21 protein-coding genes are annotated in these 25,539 nt (G+C 71.7%); 7 read left to right on the top strand and 14 right to left on the bottom strand.

The features are described from left to right. The first annotated feature begins 234 nt into the window (after window positions 1–234). The 5 genes from ACQPYK_RS19000 to ACQPYK_RS18980 are packed head-to-tail and all read left to right on the top strand — an operon-like array spanning window position 235 to window position 7,204. A complete protein-coding gene (locus ACQPYK_RS19000; protein ID WP_433256946.1) occupies window positions 235–1,329 on the top strand; it encodes a hypothetical protein in 1,095 nt (364 codons plus the stop codon). Next, the gene (locus tag ACQPYK_RS18995) at window positions 1,326–2,747 is read left to right on the top strand and encodes a TRAFAC clade GTPase domain-containing protein (protein WP_433256944.1); all 1,422 of its coding nucleotides are present in this window, start codon (window positions 1,326–1,328) and stop codon (window positions 2,745–2,747) included. Before ACQPYK_RS19000 ends, ACQPYK_RS18995 begins: the two co-directional genes overlap by 4 nt. 5 nt (window positions 2,748–2,752) lie before the next feature. Then, complete coding sequence (locus ACQPYK_RS18990) at window positions 2,753–5,545, top strand: hypothetical protein (protein WP_433256942.1); 2,793 nt, start codon at window positions 2,753–2,755, stop codon at window positions 5,543–5,545. Beyond that, window positions 5,535–6,635 carry a hypothetical protein gene (locus ACQPYK_RS18985; protein ID WP_433256940.1) on the top strand — a complete coding sequence of 367 codons (1,101 nt, stop codon included), beginning with the start codon at window positions 5,535–5,537 and terminating at the stop codon, window positions 6,633–6,635. The genes ACQPYK_RS18990 and ACQPYK_RS18985 overlap by 11 nt, the downstream gene beginning before the upstream one ends. Further along, window positions 6,632–7,204 carry a hypothetical protein gene (locus ACQPYK_RS18980; protein WP_433256938.1) on the top strand — a complete coding sequence of 191 codons (573 nt, stop codon included), beginning with the start codon at window positions 6,632–6,634 and terminating at the stop codon, window positions 7,202–7,204. Before ACQPYK_RS18985 ends, ACQPYK_RS18980 begins: the two co-directional genes overlap by 4 nt. 35 nt (window positions 7,205–7,239) lie before the next feature. Here ACQPYK_RS18980 and ACQPYK_RS18975 read toward each other — a convergent pair whose 3' ends face one another. The 4 genes from ACQPYK_RS18975 to ACQPYK_RS18960 form a co-directional block, all read right to left on the bottom strand. After that, window positions 7,240–9,045 carry a hypothetical protein gene (locus tag ACQPYK_RS18975; RefSeq protein WP_433256937.1) on the bottom strand — a complete coding sequence of 602 codons (1,806 nt, stop codon included), beginning with the start codon at window positions 9,043–9,045 and terminating at the stop codon, window positions 7,240–7,242. A gap of 8 nt (window positions 9,046–9,053) precedes the next feature. Then, on the bottom strand, window positions 9,054–11,192 hold the full coding sequence (locus ACQPYK_RS18970) for a protein kinase domain-containing protein (protein WP_433256935.1): 2,139 nt from the start codon (window positions 11,190–11,192) through the stop codon (window positions 9,054–9,056). A 232-nt stretch (window positions 11,193–11,424) separates the two neighbouring features. After that, window positions 11,425–12,240, bottom strand: coding sequence for a helix-turn-helix domain-containing protein (locus ACQPYK_RS18965; RefSeq protein ID WP_433256934.1), 816 nt, complete (start codon window positions 12,238–12,240; stop codon window positions 11,425–11,427). A gap of 642 nt (window positions 12,241–12,882) precedes the next feature. Next, the gene (locus ACQPYK_RS18960; protein WP_433256933.1) at window positions 12,883–13,689 is read right to left on the bottom strand and encodes a neutral zinc metallopeptidase; all 807 of its coding nucleotides are present in this window, start codon (window positions 13,687–13,689) and stop codon (window positions 12,883–12,885) included. 213 nt (window positions 13,690–13,902) lie between these two features. Between ACQPYK_RS18960 and ACQPYK_RS18955 the strand changes: the two genes are divergently transcribed. Then, window positions 13,903–14,157, top strand: coding sequence for a hypothetical protein (locus tag ACQPYK_RS18955; RefSeq protein WP_433256931.1), 255 nt, complete (start codon window positions 13,903–13,905; stop codon window positions 14,155–14,157). Between the two features lie 374 nt (window positions 14,158–14,531). Next, window positions 14,532–14,936 carry a hypothetical protein gene (locus ACQPYK_RS18950; protein ID WP_433256929.1) on the top strand — a complete coding sequence of 135 codons (405 nt, stop codon included), beginning with the start codon at window positions 14,532–14,534 and terminating at the stop codon, window positions 14,934–14,936. 101 nt (window positions 14,937–15,037) lie between these two features. Here ACQPYK_RS18950 and ACQPYK_RS18945 read toward each other — a convergent pair whose 3' ends face one another. The 10 genes from ACQPYK_RS18945 to ACQPYK_RS18900 form a co-directional block, all read right to left on the bottom strand. After that, window positions 15,038–16,420, bottom strand: a complete 1,383-nt coding sequence (locus ACQPYK_RS18945; RefSeq protein WP_433256927.1) for an alkaline phosphatase family protein — start codon at window positions 16,418–16,420, stop codon at window positions 15,038–15,040. Beyond that, window positions 16,417–17,565 (bottom strand): metabolite traffic protein EboE, encoded by a 1,149-nt coding sequence (eboE, locus tag ACQPYK_RS18940; protein WP_433256925.1) that lies wholly within the window; start codon window positions 17,563–17,565, stop codon window positions 16,417–16,419. Before eboE ends, ACQPYK_RS18945 begins: the two co-directional genes overlap by 4 nt. Further along, entirely contained in the window at window positions 17,565–18,416 is an 852-nt protein-coding gene (locus ACQPYK_RS18935) for a TatD family hydrolase (RefSeq protein ID WP_433256923.1), read from the bottom strand. Before ACQPYK_RS18935 ends, eboE begins: the two co-directional genes overlap by 1 nt. Next, entirely contained in the window at window positions 18,416–19,048 is a 633-nt protein-coding gene (locus tag ACQPYK_RS18930) for an EboA domain-containing protein (protein ID WP_433256922.1), read from the bottom strand. Before ACQPYK_RS18930 ends, ACQPYK_RS18935 begins: the two co-directional genes overlap by 1 nt. Next, window positions 19,045–19,965, bottom strand: coding sequence for a sugar phosphate isomerase/epimerase family protein (locus ACQPYK_RS18925; RefSeq protein ID WP_433256921.1), 921 nt, complete (start codon window positions 19,963–19,965; stop codon window positions 19,045–19,047). The genes ACQPYK_RS18930 and ACQPYK_RS18925 overlap by 4 nt, the downstream gene beginning before the upstream one ends. Continuing rightward, the gene (locus ACQPYK_RS18920; RefSeq protein ID WP_433256920.1) at window positions 19,962–20,846 is read right to left on the bottom strand and encodes an SCO3242 family prenyltransferase; all 885 of its coding nucleotides are present in this window, start codon (window positions 20,844–20,846) and stop codon (window positions 19,962–19,964) included. The genes ACQPYK_RS18925 and ACQPYK_RS18920 overlap by 4 nt, the downstream gene beginning before the upstream one ends. Further along, window positions 20,846–21,994, bottom strand: coding sequence for an inositol-3-phosphate synthase (locus ACQPYK_RS18915; protein ID WP_433256919.1), 1,149 nt, complete (start codon window positions 21,992–21,994; stop codon window positions 20,846–20,848). The genes ACQPYK_RS18920 and ACQPYK_RS18915 overlap by 1 nt, the downstream gene beginning before the upstream one ends. An 87-nt stretch (window positions 21,995–22,081) precedes the next feature. Next, window positions 22,082–23,089 (bottom strand): sugar phosphate isomerase/epimerase family protein, encoded by a 1,008-nt coding sequence (locus ACQPYK_RS18910; protein ID WP_433256917.1) that lies wholly within the window; start codon window positions 23,087–23,089, stop codon window positions 22,082–22,084. Then, on the bottom strand, window positions 23,086–24,360 hold the full coding sequence (locus ACQPYK_RS18905) for a Gfo/Idh/MocA family protein (RefSeq protein WP_433258836.1): 1,275 nt from the start codon (window positions 24,358–24,360) through the stop codon (window positions 23,086–23,088). Before ACQPYK_RS18905 ends, ACQPYK_RS18910 begins: the two co-directional genes overlap by 4 nt. A gap of 107 nt (window positions 24,361–24,467) precedes the next feature. Beyond that, window positions 24,468–25,529, bottom strand: coding sequence for an ABC transporter substrate-binding protein (locus ACQPYK_RS18900; protein ID WP_433256915.1), 1,062 nt, complete (start codon window positions 25,527–25,529; stop codon window positions 24,468–24,470). Window positions 25,530–25,539 lie beyond the last annotated feature (10 nt).

Below are 25,539 nucleotides of genomic sequence, written 5' to 3'. Positions count from 1 at the left end.
CCGCGCAGCCCGTCCCGAACGCGGTCCTCCACCCTCCCGCCGCACCTGTTTGGACGCCAAAGGCCGCCGCCGGGTTGTCAGGGATCACGCAATACTTTTATGTCACATTTTGCACTATATGTGCGATTAGTGAAATGCCGCTTTTCATCACGAGTCAATGACGACCCTTGAGAGCCATCCGGACGGGAGGTAAAAGAGAGACCGACAACAAAGGAAATGAAGAACGGGGATTCGATGCGACAGCTATGGTTGCATGAATCAGCGAGCAAGCCCGATAAGAGTTGTTTCGAGGTCGACTTCGACGGCCGGGTCATCACCGACACGCTTTTCGAGCGGCATCTCGGTACGGCCGGAGGTGTTCCCTGCATGCTCAAGTCGGCGGTGGGACCCTCGGCGTTCCCCACCCTCCGGCGAGAGGTGGACATGGCCGAACACCTCCGGCAGGGGCACCCCAGGATCAGCACGATGCTCGGCTTCGACATCACCGACGATCACGCGCACGCGCTCTTCAGATGCGCGGGCCGGCCCCTTTCCCACCAGGGGGCTCTGCTCCCCATGGAGGGACGGACGGTCAAACAGGCGGCCCGCGATCTGTTCACCGCCCTCGACTTCCTGAACGACAGGGGTTACGTGCACAACGACGTCTCTCCCGACACCGTCCTGTGGGACCGGGGCATGCCCTTCCAGCTCTCCGGGTTCGGCCGTGCCACCCCGCTGCACACGACTTCGACCGACACCGACGTCCGCATGACCGCGGATCTCCTCTATTACATGGCGACCGGCGACCTCGCCGACGACTCGGCCGGCTCCGACCTGGTGGACCAGGTCGCCGGGATCAACCCACGGCTCGCCGAGTTTCTACGGCCCGCGTTCATGCCGGGTACGGCGGGCCGTCCCAGCCCGAAGGAGATGCTCGAACGCCTCCGGACACCCGATCTCGCGACCCCGCGCCCGACCCCCCTGCCTGAGGTGTCCTCCCACTCCGAGGCGTCCGCCCGGCCCGGCGCGCCCTTCCGGCCCGGTGCGCGGCCCCCGCGGCAGCGCGCTCCGCAGGGGGCCGGGACGTCCGGCATTCGCCGGGAGCACTCCGGAAACGGACGTGAGATGGAGGCTCGCCGCGAGTTTCGCGATCTACGCCGCAAGCAGGCGGCCTTCCGGCTCAGCGAGCGACCGCCCACCAGGGCGCCGCTGCCCGAGCCTCCTCCCCCGCCACCGCCCGTCGAACACGACGTCGCCTCCTCTCTGCCCGACCGGCGCGTTCTCGTCGCACTGGCCGCCGTCCTGCTGCTCCTCCTCGCACTCCTGGTCGTGGTGGTGGTGAAACTGTGAACGACGACGACCTCGGCCTTCCGCAGATCCCCCCGGCCCCCTACGCCCTCCCCCCGGTTCCCCCGCCCGCTCCGGCCGGCGGCCCGCGGGCCGAACCCGAACCCACCGGGTGGTACCCACCGCCCTGGCAGGAGACGGAAGGCGAACCGGGCGTCGCGCACCCCTACGAGAACGGCACCCGGCAGTCTCTCGGCCAGGGCCACGGCGACGGCCACGACCAGGGCCAGGGCCACGGTGTCGGCCAGACCCCCGGCCAATGGCCGCCGCCCGTGGACGACGCGGCGTACCCGCCCCCGAGCGCGACCCGGCCCAGGGGGAGATCCCGCGCCAGGAAGACCCCGGGCGACGGCGCGACCACGGTGGTCTGCCCCTACTGCCTGTGGGAGCTGGACTGGGAGGCGCTTCCGCTGGTGCTCAGAAAGCACGATGAGATCATCTACCTGGAACGGGAGCCGGGTGAGTCCGAGACCCGATGGCTACAGCGGACCGCCAACGCCGAGCGGATCTGCGACGCCGACGGCAGCGAGCACTACCTGCCCTGCGACTACGGAGACTACAAGCCGATGATCATCGGCATCGTCGGGTCGACCGCGGCGGGCAAGACCCACCTGCTGGCGGCGATGATCGACCAGCTCGTGCAGACCATCCAGGTGAACGTCCGGCACAACCTCACGATCTCCCCGCTGGACACCGTCATGCACCGGCAGTTCATGCTGGAGAAGGTCTTTCCCTTCACCACCACCCGAAAGGTCCTCGGGCGCACGCGCCGTGAGGACGAGGTCGCGTTCGTGTGCGCGCTGCGGGCGCGCAACGACGTCACCGGGGAGAAGCACGCGCTGGTGTTCTTCGACGTTTCGGGAGAGTTCTTCGACGACGCCGACCTGCGCAGCCTGCATTTCATCAGCATCGTCGACGCCCTGCTGTTCGTGGCCGACGGGGAGAAGCTCGACGAGTTCCTCCGGCGGTCCGCCCCGCGTCTGGCCGACCCCGCCTTCATGGAGCCGTTCGGGCACATCGACCGGCTGCGCAACCCCCGGCAGAAGGCGATGCTCCCGCTGCCGGCCGCGCTGGTCGTGGCCAAGTCCGACCTGCTGCGGTGGCTGCCGCTCGTCGACGGCTGGTTGCGCGCCGACGACGACATGGATCTGGACACCGTGGAAGAGGAGACCGAGGAGGCCTATGTCTTCCTCCAGTCGCACAACGCGCAGTCATGGCTGCACCCGGTGGTGCACTGCCAGGACTCCACGATTCACTTCGTCTCGGCCTCGGGCGTGGCGAAGATGGACGACACGGTCTTCCCCGAAAGGGGCTTCGGACCTCGCCGGGTGCTGCGCCCGCTGCTGTCCCTGCTGGCGATGAAGGGCATCATCCAGGGACACGATCTGGGCCGCGACGACATCGGCCTGGGCCCATCGTGAGCGGGGTGGAGATCCACCAGATCGTCTTCCGATGGTCGGAGGAGCTGCTGGTCGGCAGGCGGGGGCTCGGGCCGGTCGCCTCCTCTCTCGACGGTCAGCAGCTCGTCGACTGGTCCGTCCTGCTCCGGGCCGGGGACTTCGTGCAGGGCATGTGGACCGACGGCGCCGCCAACGCCCCGGCGGTGGGCGCTCTGCAGATCGGACCGGCCCGGGAGAGCGGCGTGATCGTCCGGGTCCTGCCCGTGCGCGACGCCAACGGGCGCATGTCGGAGCTGATCCACGTGTTGATCGGCCCCGCTTCGGTGCTCACCGGCCGTCTCGCGGTGGGGCTGTGGAACTGGCCGGGCTGGGTGCGGCCGGAGACGGCGGACACGCTGGCGGCGCAGATGCCGTCCATCCCGTCGGAGACGCTGGAGACGGAGGCACGGGACACCAACCGCGCACTCCACGAGGTCGCGTTGCGCCACCCTCTGCTGCCGAACGTGGCCGCCGACGTGCTCAACGCCCCCTCCGCGCACTACCAGCTCATCCTGCCCCCGCAGACCGGCCCCGAGGACGACATGGCCGCCCACCTGACGTACGGGCTGCTCACCGCGCTCGGTGACTTCACCGGCGAGGAGCCCTGGACGTTCCTCGTCCGCGCCGAGCTGAAAGTGCGGGAGGCGGACGCCCGTCTCATGGTGGTCGAACGCGCTCCCTCCCCGTCGGCGTTCGCCCGGCGCAGGCGGGTGTCGCTGCGCCTGGAGTCCGGCGCGGCGGCGAACGGTCCCGTATCGGTCTCCACGGCCGGTTCCGTCATCGCCGCGATCGCCGACGGCAGGCCGGTCACCTACCCGCGGACGCCGTTGCTGTCGGCCCAGGACTCGGCGGACTGGGCCGACACCCAGCTCCTGCGCCTGAGCGGGGTGGCGAACCTGCTCAGGCGGGCGGTGCGCGGGCAGCTGACCGCGAAGGAGGAACAGGACCTCGCGCAGCCCGCCGTACAGCTCGGCCACGAGTTCCGTACCTGCTCACCGGCCGAGACCGCGGACGTCCTCCGCCTGTGGCGGGACTTCCGGTCCTACCCCCGCACGCGCGAGGTCCTGGTCTCCGCCGGCGTCCGGTGCGCGCTGAACGCGGCCCGGCGCGAAGCGCCCGAGACCGAATCCCTGATGCACGCCGTCCAGGCGATGTCCCCGCCGGCGGGCACGGTCGAGAGCAATCTCGCCGACCTCTACAGGCACGGCCAGAAGCCCGACCCCAACGAGGTCTCCCGGGTCCTGATCGCGGCGGCGACCATCGGGGTGGACGCGCAGAACGATCCCACGGTGGGGTGGCTGCTCGCCGGCCTGGAACCTTACGTGCTCGTGCAGTGGTCCATCCGGCTGATCAGGCCGGAACCGGTCGAGAACGGGCGGCCCCGGCCGGAACCGGATCTGGCGGCCGCCTGCCTGCAGCAGGTCCGCATGAGCCGGATCGACTCCGCCCGACGCAGGCGTTGCCGGCAGATCCTCCTCGACGACCGCGGGATGGCGGAGACGGTGGAGATGATCACTCCCGACCCCGCCCGGCGCGTCGCCCTCTACGGCAAGGCCCTGCCGGCCGCCTACGAGCCTCCCCACCGGGCGGCCGGAGTCGAGGAGATCCTCGACGACCTCCAGCAGGCCGGAGCATCGCTCTCCGAGACCGTCTGGCACACGCTGTACGGCATGAGCGCCGATCCGGTGATCCGTTTCGCCGTGGCGGCGGGGGCGATCCGGCGAGGGCACGGGGGGATCGGCGGGAGCCTGCTGTCGTCGCTGTCCATGGAGGCGATCGTCGACGGCGCCGCGAACCTCGGCGGGGAGCCGGAGGCGGCCCGCCAGGTGATCGACCACCTGCTGCGCCGCATGCCCGCCGAGAGCGGGAGCGACATCGCCCACGCGCGCGGCGGCCTTCTGCGGCACGGGCACCTGATCGGCCCGGTGTCGGCCGCCTATCCGGCCTCTCCCGAGCAGGCCAGGGCGTTTCGGGGGCTTCTGAAGCAGGCCTACGGCCCGAACCTGTCCGCCGACACCGTCAGGGAGATCTATCACCGCATGACGACGACCTCGCCGGGCTTCGTCGAGGCGATGCTCTCCCTCGCCACCTCCGGGGGGAGGGAGGAGATCGTGTGGGCGAACACCAGGCTGCTGGTGAGATCGTCGGGCGGGAGCTGGGAGGAGACCTATCGGAGCGCGGCCTCGACCGGTGCGGGCCAGACTCTCGACGATCCGCGCGCGCTCCGTCCGTATCCGCGCGAGATCCACCGGGACGGACACGAAGCCTCCCGCGACCGCACGCCGCCCGTCCGTTCCGTCCTTCCGGCGACGGCCCCTCCCGCCATGGCGCCCGCCCTGCCCGTCCTCGCGCGTCCCTCCGGCAGGCCGCAGCCACAGGACACGCTCGTGCCGGCCTCCGACGCCCCGGACACGCCGACGTACACCGACCGCGGATGGATATGGAACCTTTCTCCCTTCTCCCGCGCCCCGGGTTCTCCGCCCTCCCGGCGCATCCCGATGCTGCCGGCTTTCAGCCCCGGCGCCGGGATGGCGATCGCCGCCGTTCTCGTCTCCCTGTTGCTGTTCCTGGGAGCCGCCTACATCCTGGCGACCGTCCTTTCCGGATCCGTCGTCCCGACGCCCTCGCCGACCGACGTCGCCCCCGGCCTCAGCGATCCGCCGCCTCCGCTTCCGTCCAGCGCGCCGCCGGTCGTCCCTCCCGATCCGCTCCCCCGGCAGAAACAGACCGAGCAGAGCCACGACGGCGAGCAGGCAGGAGACCTTCCCCATGGCCACTGACACCCTGACCGCCCCAGGCATGCTGGAAAGCCTGGCCGACCGGATCGCCGAGACCGCGCACCAGGCGCGGAACACCTCCGGAGAGGAGTACCCGACGGGGCCCGAGGCCCTGATCATGCTGGCCGAGGCCATGCGGGACGGGGGTGGCGCGCTCGCCGGAGTGGACCTTCTCAACGTCTATCCGCCCGAGGCCCTCCTGCCCGACCGCAGGGCGCCGGGCTGGGAGGCCGTGCTCACCCTGCTGCGCGTCGCCCGTGACATCATGATCTTCCTGCCGGTCTTCATCACCTGGCTCATGCTGCAGAAGGCGCTCACCGCCTACGGCGAGGTGAAGTCGCCGCCGCCCTTCCTGGCGGGCTGGCAGGCGGGCACCTTCGGAGGCCGCTCGTTCACCCCGCTCAGCGACGCGGCGATGGCGGTGGCCCTGTTCGTGGCGCTGGTCATGGCGTGCGCGGCGGCCGTTCACCTCGGCGAGGGATACGTGGCGCGGCTGACGTCCAACGACAGGGCCCGGCACCAGCTCGCCCAGGATCTGGCCCTGGCCACGCTGCTGATAGCGCCGGTGCCCGAAGACGTGCGCCTGTCGATCCGCGAGGTGGCCCGGCAGCTGCCGGTTCTGCGCTCCAGTACGGCGCAGCTCGTGCTCGCCCTGGAACGGACCTCGGACGAGATCAGGGCGGCGCTGGAGGGCGGGCCGGGCCAGCAGATCAGCGACGCGCTCAACACGTGGGTCGCCAAATCCGCCGCGCTGGAGAGCGCCCTCAGCGCCGTCCAGATCCCCACCACCACGCTGCAGGAGTTCGAGAAGCTCCAAAGACGCATCCACGAGGACCAGCAGGCGGTCCAGCGGGAGCTGAACGGCCTGGTGACGCGGATTCAGTCGATCTCCGACGGCTCCGACCGGCAGGTCGAGGCCGCGCGGCAGCTCGTGATCAGCGTGATGAGCGGCCTGGGCGACTCGCTGAACCGGTTCGGCACCGGGGTCGACGATCTGGCGAAGACCACCGAACAGCTCCGCCGTTTCGTGGACGCCGCCCAGCGGTTCGTCATCGAGCTCCGTGATCGCGACGACAACCGGGCCGACTGGTGAAGCGCGTCGGGGAGCGGCTCACGGCCGCGCATCTGGCGGGCTGGCTCTTCGCCGACCTGCTGCTGGTGCTGTTCCTCGTGTCGCTGTCGGCGCAGACGTTCTCCCCCGTTCCGCCTCCAGTCCCGTCCCCCACTCCCACGCGGACGCCCGATGCCGTCCGCACGCCGAAACCCGCCACGGCCAGGCTGCTCAGCAAGGACTACTGCGAACTTCTGATCAGGGCGGACTTCGGGCTGATGCTCGGCACCGGTCCGGCGCGGGCGGCCGAGGAACGCCGGGTCGTCAGGAGGATGGACGCCGTGCTTCAGGGCCGTGACCCGCAGGCCGTACTGGGCGTGAACGCCGGCCCCTGCCGCGAGCACCTGCGCCGCGACCGCCAGGCGGGGATCATCATCGCCTACGGCGCGGCGCCCCGATCCAGCATCGGGCTCGCCACGCAGGTCGCGAAACGGGTCAGTGACGCCGTCATCGCGGGCCATCCGCGGTTCGCGGGCGCCACGGCCCTGGCGCAGTGGACCGAGCAGGGGACCGACCAGGTCAAGATGATCGTTTTCTTCTACGAGTCGTAGTCCTCGCCGGCGTCGCCGCCCGCGCGCCGGCGCCGTCAGCGGCGCGGCGACTCCACCCGCCGTCGTTCCTCCTGTTCCAGCCGCCAGCGGCCGTATCGGCTCTGCCAGCGGACCCGCGCACGGCGCCAGAACACCTGGCCGTGGGAGAGCCCGCTCTCCGCCTGCCCCATCAACACCCGGACCACCGCCGCCCAGACCACCGGGAAGCGCACGCGAAGCTCGAACCAGAGGGACTCGGCGGTCCTGGCGGCCCGGACAGCGGCCGAACGCCCCTGGTCGGCGAGCTCCTGCCTGCGCCGCCGCAGCTCCTCCCGGCTCTCTTCGGCGAGCTGCCGGCCGGCCTCGTCGGCACTTGAGGTGAGCAGGAGCACCGACACGAGAGCGGCGCGGGTCCCGAGCTCGCCGGCGTCGCCTTTCAGGGCGTTCCTGCGCTGCTCCGACCACCAGGGAATCCGCACGATCGCGGCCCGCCGCAGCGGATGCAGGCTCTCGGCGCGCAGCCGCCACCGGTGCGCGCGGGCGGCCTGCGGAACCAGGCACAGCTCGACGGCCGCCGCCACGCCCCGCTCCCACGTCTCGCCGGAGACCTGGCCGACGACGTCGTAGAGCCGGTCGAGCACGCCGCCCACCTCGGCCATGACGGCGGGGACCTCGGTCTCGACGCGGCGCAGGCGGGCGCACCCGCCCGCCGTGCCGTCCGGACATTCCTGATGGGAGCAGCGGTGGCGGGCCGCGTGCGCGAGCGCGCCGGACGACGCGGCCTCGGCGAGGGCGTGATGCCCGGACGATCCGCCTCTGGCCAGGTCGAGGAGACCGTCGGCGTCGATCGCCATCCCCCGGTAGCGGGGTCGCAGTCCCGCCGTGAACGTCGCGGCGAAGGCGGCCAGGGCCACCGGCTCGGTCTCGTCGAGCCACGCGCGGTCGAAGCGCTCGTCCCGGACCTCGCGGTCCAGCCATACCGCGAGCCGGGCACGGCCGCCGTCGCGCAGCCACGACTCGGCCGCCCCGGGCCGTGCCGTCAGGTCCGTCGCCAGGGCGGCCGGGGTGGCGTGCCGCCGGCCGCCGAACTCGATCGGGGCGTACCGGCGGACGGGGACGACGTCGGGCGCACCGCCCGCCAGCCATGACTTCACCGCCTCGCCGTCCCAGCGGGCGTCGGGGTCGAGGGTCAGCAGGCCGGTCAGCAGCCGCTCCCAACGCTCGTCGTCGACGGCGCCGAGACCGACGGTCGCGTCACCGGGCTCGAACACCGGAGGGCGCCCGGTGAGCAACTCGTGCGCGATGACGCCCAGCGTCCACCAGGCGGCGGGCGCCTCGCGGACCCCCTCGACCGTCTCGGGCGGCGCCGGCCAGGGAGAGCCGGTGGAAAGGGCCGTCCACTGCGCGGCACGATGGTGTCCGAGGGCCAGGACCAGCGGGCCGCTCTGCCTGACCAGCAGGTCGTCGGGGCCGAAGTCGCCGACCCTGTGCCCGAGCGCACCCTGCCAGCAGTCGAGACAGCGCGCGACGGCGGCCACGATCTCACGCGACCGCTCCTCCTGGAACGGCGTGCCGTTCATGAGGTCGCGCAGGGTTCCCAGCGGAAGGAACTCCTGGACCAGCCACGCCGCACCCGTACGGTCGTAATCGATCAACCTCGTCGTGTACGGCTCCGCCGTGATGAGGCCGCTCAGCCGTTGCGGCAGGGCCGGGTCCACGCTCAGCCCCGGACGGTAGATCCTGAGCGTCACCACCGTGGCGTCGTCCTTGCGGGAACGCGCGAGGTAGAGGTCGCACTCGTCGTTCTGGACCAGAAGCCGCTCGGTCACGTATTTGCCGCTGAGGGACCAGGGAACGGACACGCGCGGGATCATGGTCTTCCCTCCGGCAGCCCGAGAAGGGACAGCAGCGTGTGCAGGCCCGACCCGAGCGGGACGAACGAGGTGGCGAGCAGGCGCAGGAGCAGGAGCAGGGTGAGCGCGATCGTCGCCCGGTAGGCGAACACCCGCAGGCGCGGCCGTCGCCAGAGCCGGTGGGAGGAGGCGGTCGCGGTGGCGGCGATCAGCAGCGTCGTGCACAGCAGGGCACCCGGAAGACCCGGCATCCCGAGCGTCGCCCACCCCACCGGCTCGCTCAGGCCGCTGCGTCCGATCCCGGCCGTGATCGCGTCGATCACCCGCCCGGCGGAGGCCGATCCGTCCCGCGGGACGTCCGGACCGGCCGGGTGCGCGGCGGAGCCGAGCACGTCGAGGAGTCCGAGCACGATCATCGGCACCGCGAAGCGGCGGCAACGCCCGGCGCGCCGGGCCTTGTCCCCCAGGGCCTCCGGCGGGCGTGGCCGGACGCCCGAACCGATCGTCGTGGGGGCCGGCCGGGGAGCCGCGGCCAGGGCGGGAGCCGGAGCGTAGCGGATGAGGAGGTGGGTGAGCACGATCCTGCCGCGCCCGGGGACGCTCTCCACATCGGCGTCGTGAGCGGCTCTCCGTTCCCGGATCCACCAGGGGGCGTCGCTCTTCACTTTGCGGATTCTAGCCAAAAAGCCGCCTATCGCTTCCGGGCGCAGCGTCAGTTCGGCCGCGGCGCTCCACGCGAGGCACATGTCGCCCGGCGTCGGGCCCATGCCGGCGGGCAGGTCGTGTCCGAGATCCCCGGCGTTCCGTTCGATCATCGGACGCAGCCAGCCCAGCCGGCCGACCACCTCCGCGACCGTCCGTGGCACCTCGTCGAGCACCCGTGCGAGGACTCGGCAGCCGTCCGGGCACATCCGCCGGTGGGCGCATTCGTGTCTGGCCGCGTAGGTGAGCACGCCGCTCTCCAGTATCTCCCGCAGCGCCCGGGCGTCCTCGACCGTGCCTCTGGCGAGGTGGAGCAGGCCCGCGTCGTCGACGACGTGATCCTTGTACCGGGGCACGCGGTCGGGCAGGAAGTGCGCGGCGAGGGCTGCGAGCGCGAGGTGGCGGGCTTCTTCGCCCGCGCCCGCGACGCCGAGGCGTTCGAGCGGGGCCGGATCGAAGCCGAGGTCGGCGAAGCCGCGTGCGATCCAGCCCGCCAGCCTCCCGGCGTTGCCCTCCGCGAGCCAGGCGACCGCGAGCGGCCAGCGGTCCTGCATGTCCAGGACGAGCTCACCGGGGTGGGCATACCCGCGTCCCCCGAACACGACGGGCTCGAAACGCCTGGTCGACGTGGGCACGTTGGGGGTGCTTCCGGCCATCCACTGGAGGACCTGCCGGTGCCGCCAGCGGGAGTCGCGCTCGACGGTCAGCAGGCCCTGGACCAGCATGCGCCAGCGCGGATCGGTGATCGCAGACAGGTCGAAGGGCCGTGCCCGGTGCAGGAGATCGGGTATGTCGCTTTCGGGAAGGTCGTGGTAGGGCGTTTCCCCGGTGAGCAGTTCGTAGACGATGACACCGACCGACCACCATGCCGGCGGCTCGCCGCGACGCAGCTGAAGCGCCTCCGGCGCCATGTAGCGGCGGCTCACCAGGACCGTCCCTATTTCCTGGCTCGCGCTGTTGCGCACCGCACCGCCGAAATCGCCGATGACGAATCGGTACGGCGCGGCCGAGCGGACCAGAATGTTGTCCGGTTTGATATCGGTGTGGTTGTAGCGGATCTCGGACTGCCAGAAGGCGACGCACGCCGCCAGCTCCACGGTTATCTCCCGGACCTCCGCCTCCGGCAGCCCCCGCCTGCCGGCCGTCACCGTCTTCAGCGAACCGAGGCCGAAGTATTCCTGGGCCTCCCAGCCGATCATGGCATCGCCGGCGCGCTGGAGGTTTCCGTAGCCGAGCAGGCGGGGCACGTGCCGGGAGAACCGCTCGTCGGCGAGATCCGCCCGCATCGCGAGGTCGATGGTCTTGCCGCGGTAGACCTTGACCGCGGCGAGGTCGTCTCCGGGACGCACACCGCAGAGGAAGACGTCGGCCTCGCCTCCGCGCGCGATGAACTCCAGCGGCTCGTAGGCGGTCAGGAGCTCCGCCGGAAATCCGGAAAGGGGATTTTCACTCACGGATCCGTCCAGCGGGACGGGGGAATGTCAGCGACATGGCGACGATTCTTTCAATCGCCCGCGGACGCCACCCGAGGATCGCCTAACAATACGCACACCTTTGTTCACACAAAGACATGTGATTTATATCGTTTCGCACATTTTAGCCCTTTTACGGCTATTAACAGAAAGCCGCGAGCCGCGCCCTCCCGCCGCTCGACGGCACCACCCGCCGGTGGGTTACCCGCGAGGCTCAGGCGCAGGTCGGCAGTGCCGGGCCGTCGTTGGTGCGGACGGCGGGAAGCCAGGCGAAGCCACCGGGCACGTCGTCGAGCCGGACGCGGAACCAGCGCGTCGTGCCGACGCCCGTCTCGTCCTCGACCCGGTCACCGTCATAGAGAACGCAGTCGGCGTTCAAGACGTCGTCGTGCCATACACGATGACCGACCACGTTGGCGGCGTCGTACTTCAAACGCGGGTTACGGGCCAGACCCATGCTGCACGCCGGCACCCGCTCCACCCGGACCCTGCAGCCGCCCTCGATGTTGAAGATCCGCACCGGTACGGTCACGGGGGCACCGCCCGCCCGGCTGTCCGCCATCACCGGCAGGTCGAGCCCGCGGCCCGCGCCCAGCACGACGAAGACGGTCACGGCGGTCACCGCCAGAAAGGCCGCCACCACGACGGCCGGAATCGGCCGGCGGGCACGGAGCCGTGCCCACGACATGAGCGTGACCTTTCGCGGCTGCCGCGGCCCGGCTGTTTCCCCGTCCTCGGTCTCCCCCCGCTCAACCGTGCTCCCGGGCAGCGTGGACGAGGAGCGCGCGATATCGGCGAGCACCCACAGTCTGTACAACTCCCGCAGTTCCTCGCCGCTGGCACCACAGGCCTTGGCGAACGCGTGAACCGTTTCGTAGCCGGCCGGGAAACCGGCGCCCGCGTAGTAACGGTGGAGGCTGGAACGGCTGATCCCGCTCCGGCCGGCCAGCGTCTCGAAACTTTCCCCCGCACGGTCCTTGAGTATCCGGAGCCGGGCGGCGAACTGTTCGGCTTCGGCTGTCTGCGCCATCGTGCTCTCCCAATGCGGAAACGAGCGGCACGCCGGACCCCGCCGCGGGGACAAGCGCGTCCCATTCGCATCCCAGCGGTTCGGCAAGCACGCAGCTCATGGTGGATGGAGACGTCCCAGCATCCCATTTCCGCTGTTTTCCTTGCTAGGGGTTCGAGCCTGCTGAAAAGATCGCCATTGTCTCCGGGGCGATACCGGCGACGAAGGGCGACGCCCTTCGGGAAAGGTGCGAGGAAAGGCCGGCGGTCCTTCGGCCGGCACGTGTTCCGCTCACCCGGAAACCGCGCACGCGATCACGACCGAACGGCACGGGAAACGGCACGGGAAGCGGACCGGCGATTCGCCGGCGGACGACCCGGGCCGTCGAGGAAGACACTTCACCGACTGCGGGAGAAGGGTCGGCGGCAACTCGGTGTGCGGCGCCTGGTGGTAGCCCTCCGCGTCGCGGCGGGTGATGCGCGCCGCGTCGGACGTCGGCGAACGAGGGCGGCCGGCGTCCGGCGCGGCGGGCCGAAGGCGCCACCCGCCAGGAAACCATGATCACCGTCCGCGACCGTCCGGCCTGCCCGGGACGGCCGGGGACGGTCTCCCGCCGTCCCGGGCGTGGGAACGATCGGACCGATCGGCCCGGCGTCCCGCGGATCAGGCCACCCGGGACGGCGTGGCGGTCCAGGTGTCGCAGGCCGCGGGAGAGCTCGCGCGATAGCCCCGGTCGAACCAGCGGACCCGGTTGGCGCCGGTGCCGTGGGTGCGGTAGTCGCCGTCGTCGCCGCTGGCGCGAAGCGCGGCCGACAGCGCCTCCCAGTCCTGCCCGGTACGCGGCAAAGAACGTCGTACGCTACCCAGGAACACCCCCGACAGGCAGTCGGCCTGCAGCTCGTAGCGACGGCCGAACTCGGCCTGACGAGCGCGGTCGGAGCGGACGCGAGCCTCGTAGCCGGCCCTGACGCCGGTGAGGCTCTGCAGATGGTGGCCGTATTCGTGAGCCGCCACCTTGAGGGGGTAAAGATCGATCCGGCCCTCGATCCAGTCGCCGGTGAGCGGGAACACCAGCGTGGCCCGTTCCGTGCAGTAGAAGGCCGCCGCGTTGGCGGGCCAGCGCACTCCGCACACGCGCTGCGCGGGTTCCTCGTAGAAGCGGACCGTGGGATCGCGGAACCTCAGCCCGGCCCGCGCGAAGTGAGCCGACCATGAGGTGTTCAGGCACTTCATGGCCGCCGTCAGGTATTCCCGCGGCCGGGGCATGCCTCCGTCGATGAGAGGCGGTTCCGGGCACGACGTGGCCGCCAGCGTGCCGGTCCCCAGCAACGGGGCCCCCGGCGAGGTGGCCCGCGCGGCCCCGGCCGGCAGGACGGTGAGGCACACCGACACCAGTAGGGCTCGTCGCGTGAGGACGGCCAGGCGTCGGAGAGGTCGCCGAGCATCGGCGCCGGTCGGCAGGAAGCGCATGATCGGACAGCTTAGAACCCCTCACGCGGTGAGCCGAGGCGGCGCCGGCGGATCGAGACGCGGCCGAGACCTGGAGGCGCGTGACGGGTACGGCGAGCCACGTCGCCGCGCGGCCACATCGCCTTGCCGGTCCCCTGCGGGGGCTCGCCGATCCCTCTTGAGAGGGAGGCACAGGCCGTGCCGCCGGTGAGACGGTGGGAGCCGGAGGTTTCGATGATGACAGGTGAGGCGGGCTCCCGGATGCGCCGCGTGGTCGCGCTGGGATGGGATTATCTGCTGATCATCGGCTGGCTGGCGCTGCTGGCCCTGTCGTATCTCCTGGGATTGAGACCGCTCGGCCGGCTGGCCGAAGCACCCCTGGTCGTGGCGGACCTGGTGATCACCGTGGCGCTGGCGCTGCTGCGCCGCGACCGGGCGGCGCTGCACGACTTGGTGGCGGGCACCCGCGTGGTCAGCCGGACCCGCTGACGTCAGCGGGTCCGGCACCCGGTCCAGATCGGCGGCCATGGCGGCGCACGGGTCGAAGGGGCCGTGACGCCGCAGGTCGCGGTCGAGGCGCGGCACGTAGGCGAGGGGTGCGCCTGCCCTGAAAACTGCGGTGGACGGCATGAGTGCGATGTGAACGATGAGTGTGCGAACCATGTAACTTGATCTTTACATACAAGATCATCCATAGCGGCCGGAACTACACCAGGATGATCAAGCCCAGGAAGGTCGGAGCCGCCCAGCCGATCCTGACCGGTGCGCACGGGTCGTCGCCCCCATCCTCATGGGCGCTGAACGATCCATGACGCCACCTGGCACACGGGGATCACATTGGCCCGATCGATCAAGGAAGAACCGTGAAGAATTCGCGCCGCACCCTTGCGGCTCTCGGCGTCGCAGGCGTCACCTTGGCCACCACTCTCACCGCGACCCCCGCCAACGCGGTCAGCGGCGGCGGCTGCAGCGACGGCTACTACGTAAGGGCGTGCATCAGCGTGGACAGCGGCGGCTCAGTGAGAGGTGACGGTTACATGAATGTCATTCCGACCGGATGCGTCGGCGTGACCATCAGCTTGCACAACGCGTCCGGGACGTATCTCAGGGGCATGGATTGGAGCCATGCCGGCCACTGCGAAAAGGGCTGGCTCGGCATGGAACTGTACTCCTACTCCACGAACCAGGGCGGGTTCTACACCAAGATTCAGGCCTACGACAAGAATCACAAGTACATCAGCTACGCCACCAGCCCGATGCAGTACTGAGACCACGCTCGCCCCGCGGCCGTTCCCGCCGCGGGGCGATCCGCCCCGCCGGTGATCACCGGCGGATCCGGCGCGGACGGCCGCACGCGAAGCGCCCGCCGCTACCCGTCCACACCGGCCAGGCCGAGCAGCAGATCCTTGACCTCGGTGGCGGCGAAGTGCTCCCTGGCCGGACCGGGATCGGAGCACAGCAGGACCGGAGCGTCGCGCGGATCACCGGGAAGCCGCCCGTGGGATCCCCGTACGGCCCGGGCCCCCGCGTCGAGCCCGACCACGCTCATCATGTAGCGCATGCCGAGCTTCTTGCGCAGCAGCGCCACCGCGGCCCGCCGCTTGGCCGCGCCCGGCCCCGCGGGGTCGAAGAACAGCTCCGCCGGGTCGTAGCCGGGCTTGCGGTGGATGTCGACCAGCCGGGCGAAGTCCGGCGCCCGGGCGTCGTCGAGCCAGTAGTAGTAGGTGAACCAGGAGTCGGGCTCGGCGACCAGGACGAGCTCTCCGGCGCGCGGGTGGTCCAGCCCGTGCCGGGCCTTGCCCTCGCCGTCGAGCACCTCGGCCACGCCGGGCAGGGCGGCGCAGAGCCCGGCCACGGCGGGCACGTCGGCCGGGTCGCGCACGTAGACGTGGGCCACCTGGTGGTCGGCGACGGCGAACGCCCGCGACGTCCACGGGTCGAGATACTCCATCGCGGCCTGGGTGTGCACCCGCAGCAACCCCTCCGCGCGCAGCAGCCGGTTGACGTCGACCGGCCGGGAGACCTCCGTGATGCCGTACTCCGACAGCACCACGACCGTGCCGCCCCGGGCCGCGGCCGCCTCGAGCAACGGCGCCAGCACCCGGTCCAGGTCGGCGGCCGCGGCCGCGGCGCGCGGATCGGAGGGACCGTACCGCTGCAGGTCGTAGTCGAGGTGCGGCACGTAGGCGAGGGTGAGGTCGGGGTCGTACGCCTTCATGATCTGCTCGGTGGCCCGGCAGATCCACTCCGACGAGGTGATCCCCGCTCCCGCTCCCCAGTAGCTGAAGAGCGGGAAGTCCCCCAGCCGGGCGGTGAGCGCGTCGTGCAGCTCCGGCGGGTCGGTGTAGCAGTCGGGGCTCTTGCGACCGTCGGCGTGGTAGATCGGCCGGGGTGTGACGGTCCAGTCGACGTCGGCGCCCATGGCGTACCACCAGCACACGTTGGCCACCGTGTAGCCGGGGCGGGCACGCCGGACGGCCTCCCAGAGCTTCTCCCCGGCGACCAGCGCGTTGTGCTGCCGCCACAGCAGCACCTCCCCCAGCTCGCGGAAGTACCAGCCGTTGCCCACGACGCCGTGCCCCGACGGGAGCTCCCCGGTCAGGAAGGTCGACTGGACGGAGCAGGTGACGGCGGGCAGCACCGTACCGAGCGAGGCCCGGAACCCGTTCTCGGCGACGGCGCTCAGCCGGGGCATGTGCTCCAGCGTCCGCGGGGTCAGCCCTACCACGTCGAGGACCAGAAGTGACGTCATGCGCTCATCCCCAGGCCGTGCGGCTCCATCCCCAGGCGGTGCAGCTCGGCACGGGCGAAGGCCAGCTCGGCGGCGATGCCGTCGGCGAGCTGGCCGGCGGTCCGCGGGCGCTGCGCGGCGGGCAGCACCCCCCAGGTGTAGGTCTCCACGTCGAAGTGGTCGCACGCCGCGTCGGCGGCGCCGACCAGCTCCCCGAGCGCGTCGCGCAGCAGCGGCGCGGTCGTGGCCAGCGGCGCGGCCGGGGAGGAGTGCAGGGGCACGTGGTAGTGGACCCGCCACGGACCGGGCAGCCCCGCCTCGAAGGCCTCGTCGAGGTCGTCGGCGGCCCCCCTCGCGGGATTGCGGATCTGGTGCAGGAAGCGCGGCTCGGCGTACTCCCGCAGGGCTTCGGGGTCGTCGGTCTCCAGCGCGTTGGACAGCTGGACCTTCACCACGGGCACATCGGCCGCGCGCAGCGCGCGCAGCGCGTCGGCGGGCCGCTCCCACGCGCACGCCAGGTGCGCGAGGTCCAGGCAGACGCCGAGCCGGTCGGTGTCGGCGCCGGAGAGTACGGCGACGGCCTGGTCGGTGGTCTCGACCACGCAACCGGGTTCCGGCTCGAACGCCACCCTGATCACCCGGCCGGTCCGGTGCTCGATGTCGGCGAGCCCCGCGGCCAGCTCGTCCAGCATGTGCGCGGCCGCGTCGGCGCGGGCGCGGTCCCAGGGATGCCGCCAGGCCAGCGGCAGCGTGGAGATCGATCCCCGCGCCGCGTCGTCCGGGAGCAGGTCGGCCAGAACGCGCGCCAGGTCGAGGGTGTAGCGCAGGCGTTCGGAGGTGGTCCAGTCGGGGTGGTAGACCGCCTGTTTGACCACCGGATCCTGGAACGAGCGGTAGGGGAAGCCGTTGAGCGTGACCACCTCCAGGCCGCGCGCGTCCAGCTCACGGCGGAGCCGTCTGCGGGCTCCGCCGTCGACGGCGACCGCCTCGGCGACCGGCGCGGCCAGCCAGAGCCCGAGCCCGAGCACCTCGCTGCCGAGGCGCTCGCGGATCGGCAGCGCGTACTCGTCGAGCTGGCCGACGATGCCCTCGAGGTCCTCGGCCGGGTGCACGTTCGTGCAGTAGCTCAGATGGAGGAGGCGTCCTCCCGGATGCCGCAGGCGCATCAGTTGCCTCCCCGCAGGATCGAGCTGCCCTCGAAGGTGGGTTCGCCGTCGCCGGCGTCGGACAGGTCGAGCCGCCCGGACTGGCCGTAGAACTCCACCGGGTTGCGCCACAGCACCCGGTCGACGTCGTCCTCGGTGTGGCCTGCGGCGAGCATCGCCCGGCCGGTCTCCAGGGTCAGCAGCGGGTCGGAGACGCCCCAGTCGGCGGCCGAGTTGATCAGGATCCGCTCCGGCCCGTGGACCCGCACGATCTCCACCATGCGGGACGGCGACATCTTCGTGCCGGGATAGATGGAGAATCCCATCCAGCAGCCGGAGTCGTGCACGAGGTCCACGGTGACCTCGTTGAGGTGGTCGATGAGGACGCGTCCGGGTGGGATGCCGGACTCCGCGACGACGTCGAGGCTGCGCCGGGTGCCGCGGACCTTGTCCCGGTGCGGGGTGTGCACCAGCGCGGGCAGGCCGTGCTCGACGGCCAGCGCGAGCTGCGCGGCGAACGCCTCGTCCTCCTCCGCGGTCATCGAGTCGTAGCCGATCTCGCCGACCGCGACGACGCCGTCCTTGTCGAGGTAGCGCGGCAGCAGGCCGAGCACCGGCCGGCAGCGCGGATCGCCCGCCTCCTTGGGGTTGAGCGCGATCGCGGCGTGGTGACGGATGCCGAACTTGCCGGCCCGGTACGGTTCCCAGCCGATCAGCGAGTCGAAGTAGTCCGTGAAGGAGCCCGGGTTGGTGCGGGGCTGGCCCAGCCAGAAGGCCGGTTCGACGACGGCGCGGACCCCGGCGGCCGCCATCCTCGTGTAGTCGTCGGTGGTGCGCGAGGTCATGTGGATGTGGGGGTCGAAGATGCGCATCAGGCCTCTTTCTCGGCTGTCAACCGGCTGAGCAGGGTGGTCGCGTCGGCGGGGATCGAGCGGCCGGCCGCGGCGCGCTCCTCGGCCAGGCCGGCCAGCATCGCCGCCAGCTCGGCGTCGGCCCGCTCCTCCAGACCGTCCACCACCGCCAGCGGCACGTCCATGAACACGCACTTGAGCACCGCCTGCCGCCACGCCGCCTGGTCGAGATCACGGGCGCAGGGGCCGAGCGCCGCGGCCACCAGGCGCGCGTCGTTGGTGCGGATCGCGTCGTGGAGCAGCGGAACGGCCGCCGGGCCGGCTTCCAGCATCGGCAGGGCCTTGAGCACCGCGCGCTTCTCCCGGGCGTCGCCGTAGCGGTAGAGGACGGCGACCTCCTGGGTGACGCGGTCCTGCGGCAGTGCGGCCAGCAGCAGTGCCCTGGCGGCCTCGTCCGCCGTCCAGCCCGGAGCGTCCGGCAGCGGCGTCCGCCCGGTGTTGCGCCCGGCGGCGGCGAAGGACCGCGCGATCGTCTCGGGCCGTTCCGCGAGACGCGCCAGCGCGCCGTCCAGCCACTGCCGGCCCGGTACGACCGGCAGCGCGGCCCACAGTGCGGCCCGCAGTGCGGCCCGCAGGCGCTGCGGTTCCGTCACGGTTCTCTCCTCCCTGCGGGCTTCTCCTCGGCTGCCTTCCCCTGGGCGGCCCTCTTCTCGACGGCTCTCCCCTCGGCGGCTCTCTTCTCGGCCGTCCGCAGGAAGTCGAGCGAGCGGGCGGCGACGACGGGCGCGGCGTGCGAGTGGCGGGGAAGCTCGACCGCGACCAGCCCGCGATATCCGGCGTCGCCGAGCGCCCGCAGCACCGGCGGGAAGTCGATCTCCCCGTCCCCGAATTCGAGGTGCTCGTGCACGCCCCGGCGCATGTCGTCGATCTGCACGTTGACCAGGTGTTCCGCCACGGCCGTCACGCAGGCGGCCACCGGCTCCGGCTCGACGCAGCGGCAGTGGCCGATGTCGAGGGTGAGGCCGAAGACGGCCGGCGCGCCGAGTGCTTCGCGCAGCCGCCGCCATCCGGCGATCGTCTCGACGAGCATCCCCGGCTCGGGTTCGAACCCGAGAGGCGGGCCCGCGGCCTCCGCGGCCTCGACGAGCCGGGCGCAGCCGTCCACGAGGCGTTCCCAGGCGACACGCTCGTCCATCCCGTCCGGACGCACGCCCGCCCAGAAGGACACCGCCTCGGCACCCAGGTCGGCGCCTATCGCGACCGCCCCGCGCAGGAAGTCCAGCCGCGTCCGCCGCTCGTCGTGCAGCAGGGTGGGGACGTGCTTGCGCCAGGGATCCAGCAGGTAGCGCGCGCCGGTCTCGATCACCACGGCGAGGCCGAGATCGCGCAGCCGGTCGGCCAGCTCCGTCACCCGCCGGGCCAGGTCGCCGGCGTAGGGGTCGAGGTGGTGGTGGTCGAGCGTCAGGGCCACGCCGCTGTAGCCGAGGTCGGCGATGACCTCGCAGGCGTCGGCCAGGCGGTGGTCGGCGAACCCGTTGGTGCCGTAACCGAATCTGAGCCCGGCGCTCATGTCGGGGAGACCTTCCTGGCGAGCCGCCGGCCGAGCGGCGCGGCCAGCGCCACGGCCAGTCCGGTGGGAACGGCCCCGGCGTGCACCGTGAGCGCGCCCTGCAGCGCGGGCAGCGCGGTGATGCCGGTGCCCACCGCGTCGCGGATCCGGGGCGCGGAGGGCTCGGCGACGGCACGGGCCTGGGCCGCGCCGAACCGGGCGAGATACCAGGAGGCGAGCGCCGCCCGGACGACCGCTCCTCGACCGGCACCCCGGCCGGGGGCCGTGGTGACGACCCGGACGGCCAGCGCCGCCGTACCCGCCAGGGTCGCGGCCGGGACGAGACACTCGGCGCCGGACACCTCATGGCGCGACAGCGAAGTGATCATGTAGGTATGGGCCGCGACCGTGAGGGCGGAGGGCACCGCGCCGATGAAGGGGCGGGGGAAGGGCGCCGCGCCGGCACTCGCGCCGAGCAGCACGTCCAGGGCTCGACAGGCGGCCATCACCGTGGGACCCGCCGGAGTGTCCTTCGCCAGCAGGTCGTAGGTCCACACCGCGAGGGCGAGCGGTACGGCGACGGCGAGCCCGCGGCGTCCGGCGGCGAGGCCGGCCGCCGCGAGGCCCGCGCCGGTGAGTCCGGCGGCCGTCGCCAGTGCCAGCTCCGGCGAGACACGGCCGGACGGTATCGGCCGCTCCGGGCGTTCCACCGCGTCCAGGTGGCGGTCGGCCCAGTCGTTGGCCGCCATTCCCGCCCAGTACAGGCAGATCGAGGCGCAGGCCAGTGCCGGCGTCCGGCCGCCGAGCACACCGGCGGCGGCTCCGCCGGCCACGACGTCGCCCGGCACGGACAGCGCGGCGGGCGCGCGCACCAGTTCCAGAAGGTCGCGCAGCGCCGCCATCAGAGCACGTCCCGCGTGTCGAGCCCGGCGACGAAGTCGCGCAATACCCGCCACTGCTCGGCCAGGGCGTGCGGCCCCGGACCGAGCGGATCCTTGAAGAAGAAGGCGAGCTCGGTGAGCGGGCCGCTCCGCCCCGCCCGGTGAGCCGCCGCCGTGAGCCGCGCCAGGTCCAGCACCAGGGGTGCGGCGAGCGCGGAGTCGCAGCCGTGCCAGGTGAACTCCATGCGCATCGGCACGCCGAGGAAGCCCTCGAAGGTCACCAGGTCCCAGGCGGTCTTGAAGTCGCCGATGTCCTCCAGGTAGTCGATGCGCGTGGTGCCCTGGGGGGTGTAGCCGAGTGTCTCGGCCAGTACCCGCTGCTTGCTGGCGGTCTTCGCCGCGTTGGGAGCCGGCTCGGCGAGGTTGGCGCCGTCGCCGCCGCCCAGCAGGTTGATCCCGGACCACGTCCGCACCCGCAGGTTACGCAGGGCGAACATCGGCGCGAGCACCGACTTGACCAGCGTCTCGCCGGTCTTGCCGTCGTGCCCGCCGTACGGCAGGCCCCGGCGCCTGGCCAACTGGTCCAGGGCGGGCAGCCGGGCGCCGGTCGAGGGGGTGAAATCCACATACGGGCAGCCGGCGTTGAAGGCCGCGTAGGCGGACAGCGCGCTCGCGGGCAGCAGCGACCGCGAGCGGGGCAGCTCCGCCTCCAGCGCCTCCAGGTCGGCGTGCGCGGGATGCGGCCCGGGTGCCGGCTCGGTGGTCGACACGTTGATCACGACGACCCGGTCCAGGTCGTGCCGGCTCCGGAAGCCGGCCAGGTCAGCGCCGATCAACTCGGCCGTCTCCGCCTGGTCGCCCGCCTCGGGCACCGGCCGCAGCTCCCGCTCGACCGCCGCGAGGTCGTCGTGCAGCGCCCTGACCAGCCATGCGGGCACGACACCGGCGGCGGCCAGCGTGTCGGCCTGCTTGCCCAGGGGCGTCGAGGAGATGTCGTGCCCGCCGAAGGTGAGATCCCCGAGGCCCGGTATCCCGGGATTGCGCAGTTCGGGCAGCTCGGTGACGCAACCGGTCGGATCGGCGAGGCCCGCGCGCAACGCGAGCGCCCCGATCACGCTGGTGACGGCGACCGATCCCCGCGCTCCTACCAGCCACACTCCTGTACGCATCCGGGCCTCCTGCCGAAGTCGGTTACCTGGGGGTGAAGGACGGCGGCACACGCGTCCGGCCGCCGCCCGGGGATCTGCGGGACGGGATCAGTCGGTGGAGAAGGCGGCGTCGAAGGAGGTCGCCGGCGGGGTGATCGCGTTGAACCCGCGGATCACGCCCAGGGCCTCGGCGGCGCCGGCCAGACGGTCCATCCCGGCGTCCTCCCACTCGATGGAGATCGGCCCGGCGTAGCCGATGGCGTTCAACGCCCGGAAACAGTCCTCCCACGGCACGTCCCCCCGGCCGGTGGACACGAAGTCCCAGCCGCGGCGCAGATCGGCCCAGGGCAGGTGCGAGGCCAGCCGGCCCCGCCGGCCGTCGCCGGTCCGCACCCGCACGTCCTTGCAGTCGACGTGGTAGATCCGCTCGGCGAAGTCGGTGATGAAGCCGACCGGGTCCAGGTCCTGCCAGATCATGTGGGAGGGGTCCCAGTTCAGGCCGAAGGCCGGGCGGTGGCCGATGGCCTGCAGGGCGCGCACCGTGCTGTGGTAGTCGTAGGCGATCTCACCGGGGTGCACCTCGTGCGCGAAGCGGACCCCGACCTCGTCGAAGACGTCCAGGATGGGGTTCCACCGGGCGGCGAAGTCGGCGTAGCCGGCCTCGATCATCGCGGCGGGCACCGGCGGGAACATCGCCACGGTGTGCCAGATGGCCGAGCCGGTGAAGCCGACCACGGTGGCGACGCCGAGCCGGGCGGCGGCGCGGGCGGTGTTCTTGATCTCTTCGGCGGCCCGGCGGCGGACCTGTTCGGGTTCGCCCTGTGCCCAGAGGCGGGCGGGCAGGATGGCCTGGTGGCGGGCGTCGATGGGGTGGTCGCAGACGGCCTGGCCGACCAGGTGGGCGGAGATGGCCCACACCTCGAGGTGGTACTTGGCCAGGATGTCGCGTTTGCGGGGGATGTAGGTGTCGTCGGTGAGGGCTTGCTCGACGTCGAAGTGGTCGCCCCAGCAGGCGATCTCCAGGCCGTCGTAGCCCCATTCGGCGGCCAGCCGGCACACCTCCTCGAACGGAAGATCGGCCCACTGACCGGTGAACAGGGTGACGGGTCGTGTCATGATTCCTCCACAGGGGTCCAGCGGCTGTGATCGGCGGCGCTGGCCTCGACCGCGGCCAGCACCCGTTGCACCCACAGCCCGTCCTCGAACGACGGAGAGGGCGCGGTGGGAGTGCAGAGCGCTTCGACGAAGTCCTTGATCTCGTGCGTGAAGGTGTGCTCGTAGCCGAGTCCGTGCCCGGGCGGCCACCATGCCCCGGCGTAGGGGTGGGCGGCCTCGGTCACGATGACCTTGCGAAAGCCCGCCTCGGCGGCGGGCAGGGTGTGATCGTGAAACCACAGCTCGTTCATCGACTCGAAGTCGAAGGCCACGCTGCCGGCCGAGCCGTTGATCTCGATGCGCAGCGCGTTCTTGCGGCCGGTGGCAAAGCGGGTCGCCTCGAACGAGGCCAGCGCGCCGTCGCTGAAACGGCCGAGGAACAACGCGGCGTCGTCCACCGTCACCGCTCCCCTGTCCGGCCCCCCGCCCGAAGCCGTGCCCGCGTCGGCGGCCGGGCCCTCGGTGGAGCCGGTGGACGGATCGGTGGTCGTGGCGGGGTCGATGCCGGGGGCGGTGGCGGCGGTGAGACCGGTGGAGGTGGCGGCCAGCGGGCGCCGGGTGATGAAGGTCTCGGTCAGCGCGCTCACCCCGGTCAGCTGCGCACCGGTGACGAACTGGGCGGTGTCGACGGCGTGCGCGCCGATGTCACCCAGCGCGCCGGAGCCGGCGTGCTCACGCTGTAGCCGCCACACCAGCGGGAAGGCCGGATCGGCGATCCAGTCCTGCAGATACTGCACACGCACGTGATACAACCGGCCCAACCGGCCCTCGGCCACCCAGCGGCGCGCCAACGCGATCGCCGGCACCCGGCGATAGTTGAACCCGACCATCGCATACACCCCGTGCTCGGCCGCGGCTCGGGCGGCGTGGACCATCGCCTCGGCCTCGGCCACGCTGTTGGCCAGCGGCTTTTCGCAGATGACGTGCTTGCCTGCCGCCAACGCGGCGATCGCGATCGGCGCGTGCCAGTCGCCGGGTGTGCAGATGTCGACCACGTCGACATCGTCGCGGGCGATCAGCGCCCGCCAGTCGGTCTCGACCGCCGCCCAGCCCAACTGCTCGGCCGCACGGGCGGTGGCCTGCGCGGAGCGGCCGCAGACGGCGGCCATGACCGGCCGGACCGGCAGGTCGAAGAAGGCCGCGACGCTGCGCCAGGCCTGGGAGTGGGCCCGCCCCATGAACGCGTATCCCACCATGCCGACTCCCAGCGTCGGGATGTCCTTTCGAGCCATCACGATCGGTTCAGCCTCCCGGCCTGTCGGGTTCGATCCGTCCTCCCGGCCCGTCGTGATCGGCTGGTCGTCACGATCGGCCGGGATCGGCCGGCCTGCCCGGCTCATCAGGATTCGAATCCCAGCGGCAGGTAGGCGGCCACGTTGTCCTTGGTGACGGTCTCGGAGGCCAGCGTGATCGATTGCGGCACCTGGGTCTCCACCAGGTCGCTCATCCCCTTGCCCTGGGCGATCAGCCGGGCCAGTTTGACCGCCGACGAGGCCATCGTGGGGCTGTAGGTGACCGTGGCCTCCAACACCCCGCCGCCGGTTTGGATCTCGCGCATCGCGTTGGCCGAGCCGGCGCCGCCGACCATGAAGAACTCGTCACGCCCGGCCTCCTTGATCGCGGCCAGCACGCCGATGCCCTGGTCGTCGTCGTGGTTCCAGATCGCGTCGATCTTTTTGTGCGCCTGCAGCAGGTTGCTGGTCACCTTGGTGCCCGACTCCACGGTGAACTGCGCGTCCTGGCGGGCGCGCACGGTGAAGCCGTAGGCCTGCAACGCATCGGCGAAACCCTTGCTGCGCTCTTGGGTCAGCGGCAGCGTGGCGATGCCCTGGATCTCCACGATCACCGGGTCGCTCACCCCGGTGGCTTTGAGTTTCTTGCCGATATAGATGCCCGCGGCCACGCCCATGCCGTAGTTGTCGCCGCCGATCCAGGTGCGATACGACAGCTTGTCGGGAAAGACCCGGTCGAGGTTGATCACCGCGATGCCGGCGTCGCCGGCCTGGCGGGCGATCTGGTTGAGCTGCCGGCCGTCGTTGGGCAAGATGACCAGCGCGGCGACCTTGGCCGCGATCAGTGATTCCACCGCTGAGATCTGCGCGTTGATGTCGTTGGTCGGCTCGACCGCTTTGAACTGCACGTCGGGATACCGCTTGGCGGTGGCCTCGGCGTTCTTGGCGATCGCGGCGATCCAGCCGTGATCGGCGGCGGGGGCGGAAAAACCGATCACGACCGGGGCGGCGGGGGCGTCGTTGCCGCCGGCCGGGGCGCCGGCCGGAGCGGCGGCCGGGGCGGTGGAGGCCGCCGGCTGGTTGCCGGTGCAGGCCGTCACCAGGGCACCGGCCCCGACCACGGCGCCCCCGACCAGAAAACCCCGACGGGCGAGCGGGTTGGAAGACATGCGCTTCTCC

It is taken from the genome of Streptosporangium sp. CA-135522, from assembly GCF_050949235.1.
GTDB lineage: Bacteria > Actinomycetota > Actinomycetes > Streptosporangiales > Streptosporangiaceae > Streptosporangium.
The sequence above is the reverse complement of the archived record's forward strand: the minus strand, read 5'-3'. Positions and strand labels throughout refer to the sequence as shown.

Excerpts from the sequence above, each read along its gene's own strand:
- ACQPYK_RS19000 (WP_433256946.1), top strand. The coding sequence starts at position 235 with ATGCGACAGCTATGGTTGCATGAATCAGCGAGCAAGCCCGATAAGAGT.
- ACQPYK_RS18985 (WP_433256940.1), top strand. The coding sequence starts at position 5,535 with ATGGCCACTGACACCCTGACCGCCCCAGGCATGCTGGAAAGCCTGGCC.
- ACQPYK_RS18965 (WP_433256934.1), bottom strand. The coding sequence starts at position 12,240 with ATGGCGCAGACAGCCGAAGCCGAACAGTTCGCCGCCCGGCTCCGGATA.
- ACQPYK_RS18960 (WP_433256933.1), bottom strand. The coding sequence starts at position 13,689 with ATGCGCTTCCTGCCGACCGGCGCCGATGCTCGGCGACCTCTCCGACGC.
- ACQPYK_RS18955 (WP_433256931.1), top strand. The coding sequence starts at position 13,903 with ATGATGACAGGTGAGGCGGGCTCCCGGATGCGCCGCGTGGTCGCGCTG.
- ACQPYK_RS18945 (WP_433256927.1), bottom strand. The coding sequence starts at position 16,420 with ATGACGTCACTTCTGGTCCTCGACGTGGTAGGGCTGACCCCGCGGACG.
- eboE (WP_433256925.1), bottom strand. The coding sequence starts at position 17,565 with ATGCGCCTGCGGCATCCGGGAGGACGCCTCCTCCATCTGAGCTACTGC.
- ACQPYK_RS18935 (WP_433256923.1), bottom strand. The coding sequence starts at position 18,416 with ATGCGCATCTTCGACCCCCACATCCACATGACCTCGCGCACCACCGAC.
- ACQPYK_RS18925 (WP_433256921.1), bottom strand. The coding sequence starts at position 19,965 with ATGAGCGCCGGGCTCAGATTCGGTTACGGCACCAACGGGTTCGCCGAC.
- ACQPYK_RS18920 (WP_433256920.1), bottom strand. The coding sequence starts at position 20,846 with ATGGCGGCGCTGCGCGACCTTCTGGAACTGGTGCGCGCGCCCGCCGCG.
- ACQPYK_RS18915 (WP_433256919.1), bottom strand. The coding sequence starts at position 21,994 with ATGCGTACAGGAGTGTGGCTGGTAGGAGCGCGGGGATCGGTCGCCGTC.
- ACQPYK_RS18910 (WP_433256917.1), bottom strand. The coding sequence starts at position 23,089 with ATGACACGACCCGTCACCCTGTTCACCGGTCAGTGGGCCGATCTTCCG.
- ACQPYK_RS18905 (WP_433258836.1), bottom strand. The coding sequence starts at position 24,360 with ATGGCTCGAAAGGACATCCCGACGCTGGGAGTCGGCATGGTGGGATAC.
- ACQPYK_RS18900 (WP_433256915.1), bottom strand. The coding sequence starts at position 25,529 with ATGTCTTCCAACCCGCTCGCCCGTCGGGGTTTTCTGGTCGGGGGCGCC.